The sequence below is a fragment of the Neoasaia chiangmaiensis genome (genome assembly GCF_002005465.1).
GTDB classification, from domain to species: Bacteria; Pseudomonadota; Alphaproteobacteria; order Acetobacterales; family Acetobacteraceae; genus Neoasaia; species Neoasaia chiangmaiensis.
On record NZ_CP014691.1, the window covers coordinates 865,122 to 879,812 of the forward strand.

The 14,691-nt window shown below is 64.0% G+C and carries 13 protein-coding genes; 12 read left to right on the plus strand and 1 reads right to left on the minus strand.

Annotated elements, in window-relative coordinates; genetic code table 11:
- Nucleotides 1–105 precede the first annotated feature (105 nt).
- The 11 genes from A0U93_RS04080 (at nt 106) to A0U93_RS04130 (ending at nt 13,500) form a co-directional block, all read left to right on the plus strand.
- Entirely contained in the window at nt 106–1,041 is a 936-nt protein-coding gene (locus tag A0U93_RS04080; RefSeq protein ID WP_077806221.1) for a lysophospholipid acyltransferase family protein, read from the plus strand.
- A 214-nt stretch (nt 1,042–1,255) separates the two neighbouring features.
- Nucleotides 1,256–2,671, plus strand: a complete 1,416-nt coding sequence (miaB, locus tag A0U93_RS04085) for a tRNA (N6-isopentenyl adenosine(37)-C2)-methylthiotransferase MiaB (RefSeq protein ID WP_174807263.1) — start codon at nt 1,256–1,258, stop codon at nt 2,669–2,671.
- An 83-nt stretch (nt 2,672–2,754) separates the two neighbouring features.
- Nucleotides 2,755–3,795, plus strand: a complete 1,041-nt coding sequence (locus A0U93_RS04090) for a PhoH family protein (RefSeq protein WP_077808319.1) — start codon at nt 2,755–2,757, stop codon at nt 3,793–3,795.
- 103 nt (nt 3,796–3,898) lie between these two features.
- Nucleotides 3,899–4,309 carry an rRNA maturation RNase YbeY gene (ybeY, locus tag A0U93_RS04095; protein WP_245825089.1) on the plus strand — a complete coding sequence of 137 codons (411 nt, stop codon included), beginning with the start codon at nt 3,899–3,901 and terminating at the stop codon, nt 4,307–4,309.
- Nucleotides 4,306–5,220: a hemolysin family protein gene (locus tag A0U93_RS04100; protein WP_077806224.1), complete on the plus strand. Its 915-nt coding sequence runs from the start codon at nt 4,306–4,308 to the stop codon at nt 5,218–5,220. Before ybeY ends, A0U93_RS04100 begins: the two co-directional genes overlap by 4 nt.
- A gap of 79 nt (nt 5,221–5,299) precedes the next feature.
- The gene (locus A0U93_RS04105) at nt 5,300–5,911 is read left to right on the plus strand and encodes a thioredoxin domain-containing protein (RefSeq protein ID WP_077806225.1); all 612 of its coding nucleotides are present in this window, start codon (nt 5,300–5,302) and stop codon (nt 5,909–5,911) included.
- Nucleotides 5,912–5,958: 47 nt separating this feature from the next.
- On the plus strand, nt 5,959–10,488 hold the full coding sequence (locus A0U93_RS04110) for an AAA family ATPase (protein WP_077806226.1): 4,530 nt from the start codon (nt 5,959–5,961) through the stop codon (nt 10,486–10,488).
- Between the two features lie 136 nt (nt 10,489–10,624).
- A complete protein-coding gene (locus A0U93_RS04115; protein WP_371862864.1) occupies nt 10,625–11,314 on the plus strand; it encodes a metallophosphoesterase in 690 nt (229 codons plus the stop codon).
- Nucleotides 11,235–11,618: a chorismate mutase gene (locus A0U93_RS04120; protein ID WP_147151096.1), complete on the plus strand. Its 384-nt coding sequence runs from the start codon at nt 11,235–11,237 to the stop codon at nt 11,616–11,618. Before A0U93_RS04115 ends, A0U93_RS04120 begins: the two co-directional genes overlap by 80 nt.
- Nucleotides 11,615–12,127 carry a SixA phosphatase family protein gene (locus A0U93_RS04125; protein WP_077806229.1) on the plus strand — a complete coding sequence of 171 codons (513 nt, stop codon included), beginning with the start codon at nt 11,615–11,617 and terminating at the stop codon, nt 12,125–12,127. The genes A0U93_RS04120 and A0U93_RS04125 overlap by 4 nt, the downstream gene beginning before the upstream one ends.
- Before the next feature lie 41 nt (nt 12,128–12,168).
- Nucleotides 12,169–13,500 (plus strand): citrate synthase, encoded by a 1,332-nt coding sequence (locus tag A0U93_RS04130; RefSeq protein ID WP_373319266.1) that lies wholly within the window; start codon nt 12,169–12,171, stop codon nt 13,498–13,500.
- Between the two features lie 38 nt (nt 13,501–13,538).
- Here A0U93_RS04130 and A0U93_RS04135 read toward each other — a convergent pair whose 3' ends face one another.
- Entirely contained in the window at nt 13,539–13,793 is a 255-nt protein-coding gene (locus tag A0U93_RS04135; protein WP_371862863.1) for a hypothetical protein, read from the minus strand.
- Between the two features lie 139 nt (nt 13,794–13,932).
- Here A0U93_RS04135 and A0U93_RS04140 point away from each other — a divergent pair, with 139 nt between their 5' ends.
- Complete coding sequence (locus A0U93_RS04140; protein ID WP_147151094.1) at nt 13,933–14,685, plus strand: orotate phosphoribosyltransferase; 753 nt, start codon at nt 13,933–13,935, stop codon at nt 14,683–14,685.
- The last annotated feature ends 6 nt before the right edge of the window (nt 14,686–14,691 follow it).

Below are 14,691 nucleotides of genomic sequence, written 5' to 3' on the forward strand. Positions count from 1 at the left end.
GCTGTCAAGAGGGCTGCCAGCGCGGCGCGTCTTTCTCGTGGCTGACACACGACGATGCAACCCATACGATTGTCGTGCAGCGGCTTTCCGCGTTATGTGCGCTCAATGCATGACGCGATCACGCGCCGACGCCCGCCCACGGACGATGACGGCCTCGAACACTGGACCGCCCCGCCCTGTCACAAGAGCGGACGACGCATGGGCCGCCACGCACGCGCAGCCCGTCGCGTCGGCCTTATCTGTCTGTGGACGCTGATCGCCAGCGGCCCGCAGGCAATCCTGATCCGTCGGCACGGCACTGCGAAAATACGTTTCGCCCGCTTTTTCTGGGCGAAAGTATGTGTCCTGCTGGGCCTGCATGTTCAGGTGCGCGGGACGCTGGCCGGAACTTTCCGCGACCGTCGTGCCGTGGCGCGTGGCGAAAGGCCCGTCATCTTCGTGGCCAACCACTCCTCATGGCTCGATATCCCGGTGGTCGGCGGCGTTCTGCCCACCGTTTTCGTCGCCAAGAGCGAGATCGCCGGCTGGCCGATCATCGGCACGCTGGCGCGCCTGGGCCGGACGATCTTCGTCAGCCGACAGCGCAACAATACCGGTCGCGAATTACAGGACATGACCGATCGCCTCGCGGATGGCGACAACCTCCTGCTCTTCCCCGAAGGCACCTCCACCGACGGCTCGCGGGTGCTCCCGTTCCTGTCGTCCTTTTTCGCCGTCGCAAAACCGGGCCGGCTGGAGCAGGCTGGCGCGCCTGTCCCGCCCAAGGTTCTGATCCAGCCGGTTTCCGTCGTCTATGACCGGCTGGAGGGCCTGCCGGTCGGTCGCGCGCGCCGTTCCGTATTCTCGTGGTATGGCGACATGGACCTCGCACCCCATATCTGGAAGATCGGCCAATGGCGCTCCATGCGCGCCAGCGTCGTCCTGCACCCGCCGATCGATCCGGAGCAGTTCCGCACGCGCAAGGAACTGGCGAATGCCGTTCACCGTATCGTCAACGAAGGCGCTGCCGAACTCCGACAGGATCGACGCGATGATGCTTGACTTGGTCAGGCAGAGGCTCGCAACATCGACATCGGATCTTGGCGAATCTTTCTGTTCGGGGAGACGATTCTGATCGATCGCTTTTTTTTCTGTCGGGTTTCGCCCTTCCGGGCCGTTTTAGGGCGAGATCGGACTTGATCGCCCGGACGATCCGCACGATGTGTGCGCAAAACCGTGGCGGATGCGCCACCGCGCAACATGAGGATCGATCAGCGTGACGTCAGGGACCATTTCGCAGCCATCACCGCAGGATGTCGCCGTTTCCGTTGCCGCGAAACGCCTGCATGTGATTACGTGGGGCTGCCAGATGAATGTCTATGACAGTGCCCGCATGACGGACGTCCTCCGCCCGCTCGGCTATGCCCCGACGGACGCGGTGGAGGAAGCCGACATGGTAATCCTCAACACCTGCCATATCCGCGAACGCGCCGCCGAAAAGGTGTTCTCCGAGCTCGGCCGCCTGCGCAAGATCGGTGAGGAGCGCAAGGCCGCCGGGTTCGGCAAGACCGTCATCGCGGTCGCAGGCTGCGTGGCACAGGCCGAGGGCGAGGAAATCCTGGCCCGTGCTCCCTATGTGGACATCGTGCTCGGCCCGCAGACCTATCATCGCCTGCCGGAGATGGTGGCACGCGCCGCACGTGCCGGTCAGGCCGTGATCGACACGGATTTCCCGGTCGAGACGAAGTTCGATTTCCTGCCAGACACCGCCGCACCCCAGACGGCCGGCAATCTCACGGCATTCCTCACCGTCCAGGAAGGCTGCGACAAGTTCTGCTCCTTCTGCGTCGTACCCTACACGCGCGGCGCGGAGACGAGCCGCCCTGTCGCCTCGGTTATGGCCGAAGCGCGGCGCATGGTGGATAGCGGCGTGCGCGAGATCACGCTGCTCGGCCAGAACGTCAACGCCTATCACGGCGATGACGGCCGGGGCACCGCGGCGACGCTTGCCAGCCTGGCGGCGGAACTCGCGCAGATCCCGGGGCTCGATCGCATCCGCTACACCACGTCCCACCCGCGCGATGTGGACACATCGTTGATCGACGCCCATCGCGACAATGCCGCACTCATGCCGTTCCTGCATCTGCCGGTCCAATCGGGGTCGGACAAGATCCTGAAGGCCATGAACCGCGGCCATACGGCGGGCGAATACCGCGAGATCGTCAGGCGCCTGCGCGAAGCGCGTCCGGATCTGGCCCTTTCGTCCGACTTCATCGTCGGCCATCCGGGTGAAACAGACGCCGACTTCGAAGCGACGATGCAGCTTGTGCGCGACATCGGCTTCGCACAGGCCTTCTCGTTCAAATATTCGCCGCGTCCGGGCACCCCAGCCGCCGGCCAGCCGTTCCAGATTGATGAAGCGGTCAAGGACGCACGTCTGCAGGCGTTGCAGGCTCTTCTGCGCGAACAGCAGGACGCCTTCAACGCCGATATGGTCGGCCGCACCCTGCCTGTGCTGTTTACGGGCGTCGGCCGCAAACCGGGCCAGCTGGCCGGACGTTCCCCCTATCTGCAACCGGTGCATGTCGAAGGTCCGGAATCCCTGATCGGACAGACGGTGCCGGCGCTGATTACCCAGCGTTTCACCAATTCGCTGGGCGGTGCACTCACACGGGAGAGAGCCTGCGCTTGAGCCAAACCACGGCATATCCTTCGCATCCCGCCCCGGCATCCGGGCACGGGGTTTCCCAAGCCGGCGAACATGCGCCGCCCGACATGTCGGGACAGCGCACGACAGCCCTGCGCTTCAACGACAACATCCTTCTGCAACGATTGCTGGGCGATCATGACCGCCACCTGGTCCGGCTGGAGCAGGGCTTCGACGTGCGTCTGGCATGCCGGGGCAACAAGATCGCCATCACCGGCGATGCGGCGCGTGTCGCCCGTGCCCAGGCTGCGATCGTTGCCCTCTACAACCAGATCGAACATGGCGGGAAAATCGACAGCGCGGAGGTGGATAGTGTCATCCGCCTGACAGTGCCGGAACGCCGCGCCGCGCGCCGCGAACCTGCACCGGACCCCGCGTCCTCGCCGTTGCTCGACCTGCCTGCCATCCGCACGAAGCGCGGCGCCATCGCACCGCGCTCGCGCGGGCAAGCCGCCTACATGGACATGCTGGCGCGCACCGAACTGGTGTTCGGTATCGGTCCCGCCGGCACCGGCAAGACCTACCTTGCCGTGGCGCAGGCCGTCGCCATGCTGCAGGCGGGACAGGTAGATCGCATCATCCTGTCGCGCCCGGCGGTTGAGGCCGGCGAACGGCTGGGCTTCCTGCCGGGGGACATGCGCGAGAAGATCGATCCCTATCTGCGACCGCTCTACGATGCCCTGAACGACATGCTGCCGGGCGATCAACTCAGCCGCCGCATGACGACGGGTGAAATCGAGGTGGCGCCGCTGGCCTTCATGCGCGGCCGCACGCTGAGCCATGCCTTCGTCATTCTCGACGAGGCGCAGAACACGACACCGGCGCAGATGAAGATGTTCCTGACCCGTATGGGCCAGGGCACGCGTATGGCTGTTACGGGCGACCTATCGCAGGTCGATCTGCCGAACGGCGTCTCTTCCGGGCTGCGAGAGGCGGTCGAGACCCTGGAGGGGCTACCGGGACTCGGCATCACGCGGTTCGATTCTCAAGATGTCGTGCGCCATCCTCTGGTCGCGCGCATCGTGGATGCTTATGATCAACGCGCGGCAGCGGCACGGGACTTCTCCCGAGGACGGACGCGCCGGGAAAACAATGGAACCTCGAAGTAGACACTCAGACCTATCCGACCTCGCGCCGACCTTTCATCAGCGCGAGGTTCTCTCTCCGGTCCGGCCGGACATCATCGTTGCTGAACGACGCTGGCGGGCCGCCGTGCCTGACCTCGAGCGCCGAATCGGTCGCACCGTCGATGCCACCTGTCGATGGCTGGGAGCAGCGCGCGCGCCCAGCATCCTGCTGGAGAACGACCGTGCGGTGCAGCGCCTCAACCATGATTTTCGTGGCCGCAACAAGCCAACCAACGTTCTGACATTCGACGCCATGCCCGGCGGCGGCGACGGCGACATCGTGCTTGGCTACGAGACCGTTCGGCGGGAAGCACTGGCATCACGCAAGACCGTCGGCGCGCATCTGATGCATCTCGTCGTGCATGGCATCCTGCATCTGGCAGGACATGATCACCATGCCGCCGGCGAGGCGCGCGTGATGGAAGGCCTCGAAACCCGTATCCTCCAGCAGCTCGGCGTTGCCAATCCATGGCGGGCGGGAAAGATCTCCCTATGAGCGACTCGGACGACGCACGCAACCGCAGCAAGGGACTGTTCGGTTTTCTGGGCCGCCGCCGTGAACACGGCCTGCGACATTCCATCGCCGCGCTGGTGCAGGAAGCCGCCACGCCGAATGCGGAAACAGGCGCAAAGCCGGAACTGGACCGTCAGGAACGCGCCCTTATCACCAACGTGCTCCATTTGCGCGAAATCACGGCGGACGACGTCATGGTGCCGCGCGCCGATATCGTTGCGATGCCGCTCAGCATCACACTCGCCGAGGCGCTGGATTTCATGCGCCGGGAGAATCACTCACGCGTCCCGGTCTATCGCGAACATCTCGACGACATCGTCGGCATGATCCACGTCAAGGACCTTATCGCTTACGTCGGCACGTCCGATGCGTTCAGTCTGGGCCCCCTGTTGCGCCAGCCATTGATGGTCGCACCGCAGATCCCCGTGCTGGACCTGCTATTGCAGATGCGTCAACGACGGATGCATCTTGCCCTGGTCATCGACGAATATGGCGGTATCGACGGCCTCGTGACGATCGAGGATCTGGTTGAGACCATCGTCGGCGACATTTCCGATGAGCATGATGAACCCGTCACGGCGATGATGACCCAACGCCCGGACGGCTCGTTCGATATCGACGCGCGCATGCCGGTCGAGGAATTCGAGGCCCGGATGGGGGCCGTACTGACGGATGCGGAAACGGAAGCGGAAATCGAGACGGTCGGCGGCCTTGTCTTCCATCTCGCAGGCCATGTGCCGACGCGTGGAGAGGTCTTCACCCATGAAAGCGGTCTCGTTTTCCGCGTGACGGATGCGGATGCGCGCCATATCCGCAGCCTGCGCATGCGCGTGCCGGAAGGATGGGAGAAGCGTGACCGCATCGTCGCGGCCGATGCGCGGGACGACCACTAATACGCTCCACCCTTGACGCATCAGCAATGAACGATGCTTAAATCGTGTCACGTTTTGTTATCCTGGGTTGGAGTTTTTCATGTCCTTACGCCGCCGCACGTTGATTGCCGCCATGCCGGCCCTGGCGCTCGCCACGCCGTTGCATCGCGCCTTCGCCGCCGATCCGCGCCTGTCGCCGCGCCTGATCGGTAATCCCAAGGCGCCGGTACGGGTCGGGGAATGGTTCTCACTGACCTGCACGCATTGCGCGCATTTCGAAATGACGGTTTTCCCCGAGGTCAAGGAAAAGCTGATCGACACGGGCAAGATCGCCTATGTCTATCATGACTTTCCGTTGGACCAGATCGCGCTTCTGGCCGCCATGCTCGCCCGTTCGCTGCCGGAAGACCGTTACGAACCGTTCGTCAATTCGTTGCTTTCAAGCCAGGATCGCTGGGCTTTCGCGCCGGACATCAACCCGAAGGACCAGTTGCAACGTATGGCGGCCCTTGCCGGCCTTTCGGCCGACCAGTTCCACAAGATCGATCAGGACGACACGCTCCGTCAGGCACTGGTCAATCAGCAGGACGACGACCAGGCGAAATACAATATCGGCGGCACGCCCTATTTCCGTTTCAACAACAATCCCTACACGGAAGAACTGGAAACGTTCGAAGCTTTCAACGAACAGGTCCAGAAAGCCGGCAGCTGAAAAAACCGGCTGGTTGAATCATTGCGAAAGGCGCTATTCCCCGGCCCATGACGGCCAAAATCACACGCCTTCGCATTGCAGGTTTCAAAAGTTTCGCCGATGCCGCCCATGTCGATATTCTTCCCGGCCTGACAGGCATCGTCGGGCCGAACGGGTGCGGCAAGTCGAATGTCGTCGAGGCCCTTCGCTGGGCCATGGGGGAAAGTTCAGCCCGCGCCCTGCGCGGCGGCGAACTCGACGATCTGATTTTCGCCGGCACAGGTGCGCGTCCCGCCCGCAATCTTGCCGAAGTCACCTTATGGCTTGAAGACGCCACGGGTCTTGCCCCCGCGCCATTCGCCGAAAACGCCGACCTTGAAATCACCCGTCGCGCCGAACGTGGTGCCGGGAGCGATTTTCGCCTCAACGGCAAGACGCTGCGCGCGCGCGATGTCACGACAATGTTCGCCGATCTGTCCAGCGGCGCGCGCAGTTCCTCCATCATCAGCCAGAATCGCGTCGGCACGCTAATCAATGCCAAGCCCGAAGAACGCCGCGCCCTGCTCGAGGAAGCCGCCGGCATCTCCGGCCTCCACGCCCGCCGCCACGATGCGGAACTGAAACTGCGCCAGACCGAAGCCAACATAGCGCGGGCGGAAGATCTGCGCGTGCAGCTTGAAGAGCGGCTCAGCAGTCTCGGCGAACAGACCGTTCAGGCGAAACGCTATCGCAGTCTCGCGGAATCCCTGCGCGCCGATGAAGTCGCCCTGCAGGCGCTGCTCCACGCCCGCGCCGATCTTGCCATTGCGCAGACCGAAAACGCACTGGCGCATGCCGCACGCGCACTCAAGGAAGCCGTCGAACAAACCAATGCGGCCACCGACCAGGAAGTCTTGGGCCGAAGCGCCCTCGCCCCGGCTCAGAGCGCGCGTGACACAGCCCGGACCACGCTGGAGCGTCTGCGCATTCAGGCGGAAGGCGCGGCCCAGGCCGAAGCCGAAGCACAGCGGGCGCTGGCGGCGGCGCAGGAGCGCCTGAAACAGGGCGAGGACGACGAACGGGCCGCTGCCGCGCGACTGGCGGACGCACAGGGCACGCTCGAACGCGATATCGCGGAAGGCGATCGTCTTCGCGCTGCCCACGAGGCTCTCCCCGAACGACGCACGCTTGCGGCACGCGATGCGGAAGCGGCAGAGGCGGTGTGGCAGGCCGCCCAGTTGCACGCCACCCAGGCGGACGCCGCGCTGCTCGACGCACGCCTGCGCTTCGATTCCCGCAGGCAGGCCGCTGAAGCGCTGGAGAAACGACAACACACATTACAGCATGATGTCTCGACGCTGACGCAGGAATTGGCACAGCTTCGCGCCGAACTGCCCACACAGGCCGCCGTCGATGAGCTGACGACGGCGCAGGCTGACGCCGAGCGTGCTGGCGTGCAGGCACGGCAAGCACTGGAGGCCCTGGCATCCATCCGGCAGGAAGCGGAACTGGCAGCCGAACTCGCGATGCGCACGCTGCGCGATGTAGAGCGCACCACTGCCGAGAACAATGCCGAACAGACACGCCTGGCCGATCGTCATGCGAGTCTGACCCGGCAGGCCGCCGAACTCGCCGCACAGCACGCCGAAGCCACGGATGCCATTCGATCCGAAGCGAAGCGGCAGACCCTTGCAGATGAGCGCCAGCAGGCCGAAGCGGCACTCGAAAACGCCCGGCAGGCGGAGAACGCGGCACGGGAGGCCGCAACACTGGCCGAGACCGCACGCTTGCAGGCATCGTCCGCACGTCAGGACCATGCACAGCGCGCCGCCTTGCTGCAACGCGAACATGAGACCGCCCTTACGGCACAAAACCGTGCCGAGGCGCATGACGCGCAACTCGAAAGGGAGTATCGCGAGGCTCAGTCCCGGCAGGTTCCTCCGGCGGATCTCGAACAGGTCCGGCAAGCGACGCGGCAGGCAGATGGCGACCTCACGGCCCTGCTGCGCGATATCGAAACACAGGAACGGCAGGTCGAAACCGCACGGGTCGCACAGGCACAGCACGATTCGGCGTTGCGGGATCTGGAAGCCGAGATCCTGCGCCTCAGCGCCCGACGGGACGGACTCGGGTCACCGATCGAACCGGACTATCGCCTCCGCCACGCGGCCCTGATCGACCTACTGGAGGTACCGGCGGATCTCGGGCCAGCCGTAGCCGCCGTGCTCGCGGATGGTCTGGACGGTGCCGTGGATGCGCCAGACGCCCCCCTCAACTGGCGACCTCTGCCACCCGACGCGTTCCCTGCCATCTCAGTGTTCACCGTCGCCGCCACGCCACTCAGCGCGCTGATCGAGGCGCCCGAGGCCCTGCGACGCTGTTTCGACGCCGTCGGCGTGGTCGAAAATTCCCATGACGGGCTTCGGGGGCAGTCAGCCCTGTCGCCGGGACAATGCCTCGTGTCGCGTGATGGCGCCCTATGGCGATGGGACGGCTACAGCATCGCCGCCGGTCGCCCGAGCCGGGCGGCACAGCGGCTGGAGCATCGGCGCCAGTTCGTCGCCCTGTCGCGCGAAATCACCGAGCGGGAAAACGCCCTTCCCCGCGTGCGGGAACGGCTGGAGGACGCGCGCAAAGCGTTTCGATCGGCCGAAAAAATCCTGTCCGACCGACGGTCGGCACGTGGTCCGGCAGAACAGAAGCTGGCTGTCTGTCGCAAGACAGAAGCGGAGGTCACGGCTCGCGCCGCCGCCGCCACACTCGCGCTCGACGCCGCGACACAGCAACGCGCTCGCGCTCAGACAGCACACGGGGAAGCCCAGGAGCGTCTCGCCGACGCGAAACTGGCCCTGTCCGCCCTGCCGCATGCCGACGATCTGCACCGGGCTGACCGATCGGCGCAGGAGCAGGCGCGAACCGCCCAGACGCAGCTTGACGCAGCAGCCCATACGCGCGTCGAAGCTGCCAGAGCGCTCGACCGCGCGCGTGACATTCAGGGGCAGGTGGAGCTTCAGCACCGGACCGCTGCCGATCGCATCGCAACGATTACGCCAGCGTTGGCGCGTGTCCACGAAGATCTGGCACAGATCGAAACATTACAGGACGAGAACGCCCGGCAACGACAGCAGCAGGATGTCGATCAGGCGCGTGTGTTCGCAGAAGCGGCCCGTCGAAAGCTTGCGGAAGAGACCGCGGCCCTTGCCGCCGCGCGTGCGCAGTGCCAGTCCGCCGATGCTTCGTTGGCCGCCGTCTCGCAATCCCAGCGCGCGCAGAGCGAGCAGCGAATCGCCCTTCTGGGGCGCGAAGCCGTGCTGGCTCCTCGCCTGGAGACACAACAGGCCGCCCTTTCGGCGCTTGCCGCGGCCTGGGAAGCGCTACCACCTGAACCCGATCTGGCGGGATGCGAGGAAAGCGCCCGGCTTGCCCATGCCGACGCCACCGCGACCCGCACTGCCTTCGAGAACACCCGCACACAGGCAACTCTCCTGAATGCCGAGGCAACACGGGTGGACGATTCACTCGCCGCGATTCTGCCGCGCATCGACGCCGGTCATGCGCGGCTGGAGGCGCTGCATCGTGAGAATGAAGAGGCCCGTCGTCGCCGAAGCGGTTTGCAAACCGCAGCGGAAGAAGCCGCCATCGAACCCGAACGCATGCGGAACGCCGCGATCCGCCAGAAAGAAGCGCTTGCCGCGGCGGAACTGGCGGCGCGTTCGAGCGAAGACGCCCTGCGAAGCGTGGAAGAGCAGCTACAGACCACCACGCAGCAACGAGAGAGCGCCCGGCAACGGGCCGCAAGCGCCCGCGAGGATGAAATCCGCCTGACCGAACGCCTGGCACAGGCGCAGGCTGCCCGAGAGACGCTTCTGGCCGCCGGGCCGCCGCCCGACACGGCACCGCCGGCGGATCTGTCGGACCGGGCGGAGACAACACTGCGTCGTGCCATCGCCCGCACGCTCCGCGAACGCGATGCTCTCGGTCCGGTCAACCTGCGCGCCGAACAGGAACATGACGAAGCGCGCGCGCAGGCTGACACCCTCGCGCATGAGCACGGGGAACTGCAGGAAGCAATCAATCGCCTGCGCGGTTCGATCGGCCATCTCAACCGGGAAGGCCGGGGGCGGCTGCAAGCGGTCTTCGCGGAAGTGGACCGGCATTTTCAGCTGCTGTTCGCCCGCATGTTCAATGGCGGACGCGCGCATCTCGGCCTCGTCGGGAGCGACGATCCGCTGGAGGCCGGGCTGGAAATCTTCGCGCAGCCGCCGGGCAAGAAGCTCTCGACGCTTTCCCTTCTTTCCGGCGGCGAGCAGGCCCTGACGGCGTTGTCGCTCGTCTTCGCCACCTTCAGATGCCAGCCCGCCCCGATCTGCGTTCTGGACGAAGTGGACGCACCGCTTGACGATGCGAATGTCGAGCGGCTGTGTGCCCTCGTCCGCGACATGGCTGAGGAATCCGGCACTCGATTTGTCGTCGTGACGCATCACCAACTGACGATGGCGCATATGGACCGGCTGTTCGGCGTCACGATGCAGGAGCGTGGGGTCAGCCGCGTCCTGTCGGTGGATTTATCCAGCGCCGCGGCCTTCGCGCAGCCGGGAAATCGCGATCCGGTCTCGTAATCGTCGGCCAGATAGCCATATTGAAACGATGTCAGAAGCAAACATGAGGGCGGTCGGACGTTTCGCCCTCTAACGCCTAAAAAGAAAGAACAAAACGATCGCGCGCGGCCCCGACAGTCTCACATCCGTTCCTGATCTGACGGCATTGACCGCTGGCCGGGGGTTGCGTGTCGTCGGCGATGTGCATGGCGATCTGCATGCCTTCGAACATGCCGTCGCCACCGACCGGTTCATTATCCAGCTGGGTGATCTGGTCGATCACGGGCCGGACAGCGCGGGCACGCTTCGGCTAATGCTCGATCTGATGGAAGACGGGCATGGCCTGTTCGTCCTCGGCAATCATGACCGCAAGCTGGGGCGCGCCTTGGGCGGCCGGCGGCTGCGGCGCGATCCGCCGCTGGAGGAAACACTGAGACAGATGTCCGGCCCGATGCAGGCGGGACTGCGCGAGCGTGCCTTCGAGGCCATCGGGCAGGCCCCTGCGTGGCTGACGCTGGGCTCGATGGTCTTCGTCCACGGCGGCTTTCACACCGGCATGCTGATGGAAGCACCGCCGCCGGGACTGGGCGAGATGACGCCGCTGCTCTCCCGCGCGCTTTTCGGCGAAACGACCGGTCGCATGCAGTCCGACGGCTATCCGGAACGAAAATTGCGCTGGATCGATCACATTCCGGCTGGATATGTGGTTTACTGCGGCCATGACAGACGCTCGACAGATGGACGCCCCTGGATCCGCGACGGCCGCAATGGTGGCCGCGCCGTTTTCACCGACCTCGGCGCCGGGAAAGGCGGCCACCTTGCCTGGATCGACATTGATACCCACTGAGGACGAGGCGCGCGCCGCGCTGGAAGCGCATCGTCAGAGCATCGACAACATCGATGCGGCGCTGATTCATATGCTGGCCGAACGCTTTCGCCAGACGCAGGCTGTCGGCGAACTGAAGGCACGGGCCAGAATGCCGGCAGCCGATCCGCAACGCGAGGCACGGCAGATCGCCCGCTTGCGGGAACTGGCGCACGCCGCGCGACTCGATCCGGACTTCGCCGAGAAATTCCTGGCCTTCATCATCCGCGAGGTCATTCGGCACCACGATTCCATTGCAGGCCGCACGCCGGGAGCAAGTGCATGAAACACCATCTTCTCGTTCTGCTACGCCACGCTGAAGCCATCCCCCATGCCGCCGCGCCCGACCGTCAACGCGTTCTGACACCCTTCGGGCGGCAACAGGCCGCAGCGGCGGGCAAGGCATTGGCGGAGAGCGGGCTGGATCTGTCGGGGCTGCACGTCTGGTACAGTCCGGCCGAGCGCACACGGGAAACGGCTGAACTGGCACGCGCGGCGTTACCGCCGGAAACATCGTCCATCAGCGTGGACCCTCTGTACGACGCGGATCTGCCCCGCCTCATGGAACTGCTTCACGAGACGCCGGATACGGTGTCCGCGCTGGTCGTGGTCGGGCATAATCCGGTCATCGCCGAAGCGTGCCATGCCCTTGGTTCCACGCAGTTCGAACAGCCGCAATTCGCTGCCCTCAATGATGGCTATCCGCCGGCCACGCTGACAGCGTTCCGGTTGACATCGGACTGGGCCGGACTTTCCGTCGATACGGCGGAACTGGTTTTCCATCACATCGGCTAGAGCCGATTGCGTTTAACAGAATTTAATCTTATTTCGTATCGATGGCCGATAACGACACAAACCGTCCCGACACGACCCAGAAGATGTCGCCTTCGGCGACAATCTCCATTGGGACTCGTCAAGCCGAACTGCCTGTCCGATCCGGCACGATCGGGCCGGATGTGGTCGATATCCGCAAACTCGCCCAGGATCTCGGTGTCTATTCCTTCGATCCCGGCTATGGCGAGACCGCCTCCTGCCAGAGCAGCATCACCTATATCGACGGTGATGAAGGCGTCCTTCTGCATCGGGGTTATCCGATCGATCAGCTGGCGATGAACGCCAGCTTCCCCGAAGTGGCCTATCTCCTGCTTTATGGCGAACTGCCCAACGCACAGGAATATTGCGACTTCCGCGAAAACCTGAAGGAACATGCGCTTCTGCACGAACAGATTCGCAATTTCTTCAATGGCTTCCGGCGTGACGCCCACCCGATGGCCATCCTCTGCGGCACGGTTGGCGCGCTCTCGGCCTTCTATCACGACGGCATCGACATTTCGAACCCGGCCTCGCGCGATCTTTCCGCCCGTCGTCTGATCGCCAAGGTGCCGACGATTGCTGCCTGGGCCTATAAATACAGCCAGGGCGAGCCATTCGTTTATCCGAACGATGACTATTCGTTCTCCGAAAATTTCCTGGCGATGATGTTCTCGCGCCCCAATACGCGCTACCGCGTCAATCCGGTGCTGGCGCGCGCGATGGACCGGATTTTCATTCTCCATGCCGATCACGAACAAAACGCATCGACCTCGACGGTGCGGCTCGTCGGCTCGACCGGCGCCAATCCATTCGCCTGCATTGCCGCCGGGATCGCGGCCCTGTGGGGTCCGGCGCATGGCGGCGCGAACGAGGCCGTTCTGGCCATGCTGGAGCAGATCGGCAAACGCGAGAACATTCCCGCCTTCATCGAGCAGGTCAAGAATCGGGAAAGCGGTGTGCGGCTGATGGGCTTCGGCCATCGTGTCTACAAGAACTTCGACCCTCGGGCGAAAATCCTTCAGCAGACGTATCATGAAGTCGTCAGCGAACTGAAGCTGGCGCATGATCCCATGTTCGATCTCGCCATCGAACTCGAACGGATTGCCGTCGAAGACCCCTATTTCATCCAGCGCAAGCTCTACCCGAATGTCGACTTCTATTCAGGCCTCATTCTCCGGGCGCTGGGTATCCCGACATCCATGTTCACCGTGCTTTTCGCCGTGGCGCGGACCGTCGGATGGGTCAGTCAATGGCGCGAGATGATCGAGGAGCCCGGCCAGCGTATCGGTCGGCCTCGCCAGCTCTATACCGGCGCGGCACGGCGGGATTTCAGGCCTTTCTCAAACCGGAACTGACCAGCACGGCACAGTCGCCCCGTGTCAGTCCCGCCGGGTCAGTCGCAATCGCAACCGGGCGTGTTGCCCGTCTCGCGACGGACCACATGATGATCGATCCATTCCGACACGAGACGACGCGCTTCGCTGAGCGATGCCTCCGGATGATGAATGCGATACAGCGTGGTGCATGCGCCGAACGCCTGCATGTCAGGCTGCCCGACTTCACGCAGTTCCTGATAGGCAGTGACAACGGCGCGCTCGCACTTGCGCCCGATACGGCGGGGGTCAACAGTCACGTTGCGATGTTCCAGATGAGAATGATTTGCAAGTTCTGTTTATCATAAGACCGGTTCCGCCTATGAGCAAGCATTCAGTCCCGCAAAGAAGCGGCTTACTTTCCGGATTCATAATGGCTAATGCTAGCCGAACTTTTCAAAGAGGGAGATGACGATGGGCAGCGGCGAACCGACCGGAACGTTCGGTGGACGGCAGACGGCCTGGGATCGCGATGCGGCCCTGACAACGGCGCGCATCCTGCTGGAAATCAAGGCCATCAACTTCCGTCCGGACGAGCCTTACACGCTGACATCGGGCTGGAAGTCGCCTGTTTATATCGATTGCCGGAAAATCATCTTCTTCCCGCGTGCCCGCGCGAAGATTGTCGAACTCGGCGTCGAGAAGATCGGTCGCCATATCGGTTATGAAAGCATCGATGCCGTCGTCGGCGGGGAGACGGCCGGCATTCCGTTCGCGGCATGGATCGCCGATCGCATGCTCGCGCCCATGGCCTACGTGCGCAAGAAGCCGAAAGGTTTTGGTCGCAACGCCCAGATCGAAGGCGACGTACCGGAGAACATGCGTACCCTGCTCGTGGAAGACCTTACGACGGACGGTGCATCGAAGATCCGCTTCGCCAAGGCACTGCGCGAGGCCGGTGCGATCGTCGATCACACCTTCGTCGTTTTTTTCTACGGTGTTTTCCCAGGCGCGCACCGCACGCTTGCGGACATGAACATCTCACTGCATGCGCTTTGCACATGGTGGGACGTGCTCGAGGCCTGCGCGGGCGGCGACTACTTCTCGGAAAGCGACATCGCGGAAGTGCGGCGCTTTCTCGAAGACCCCTGCGTCTGGTCCAGGCGTCATGGCGGCGTCGGGAGCGCCGAGGAAGCGGCCGCGCTGAAAGCCAAGGCCGAAAGCTGATACGTC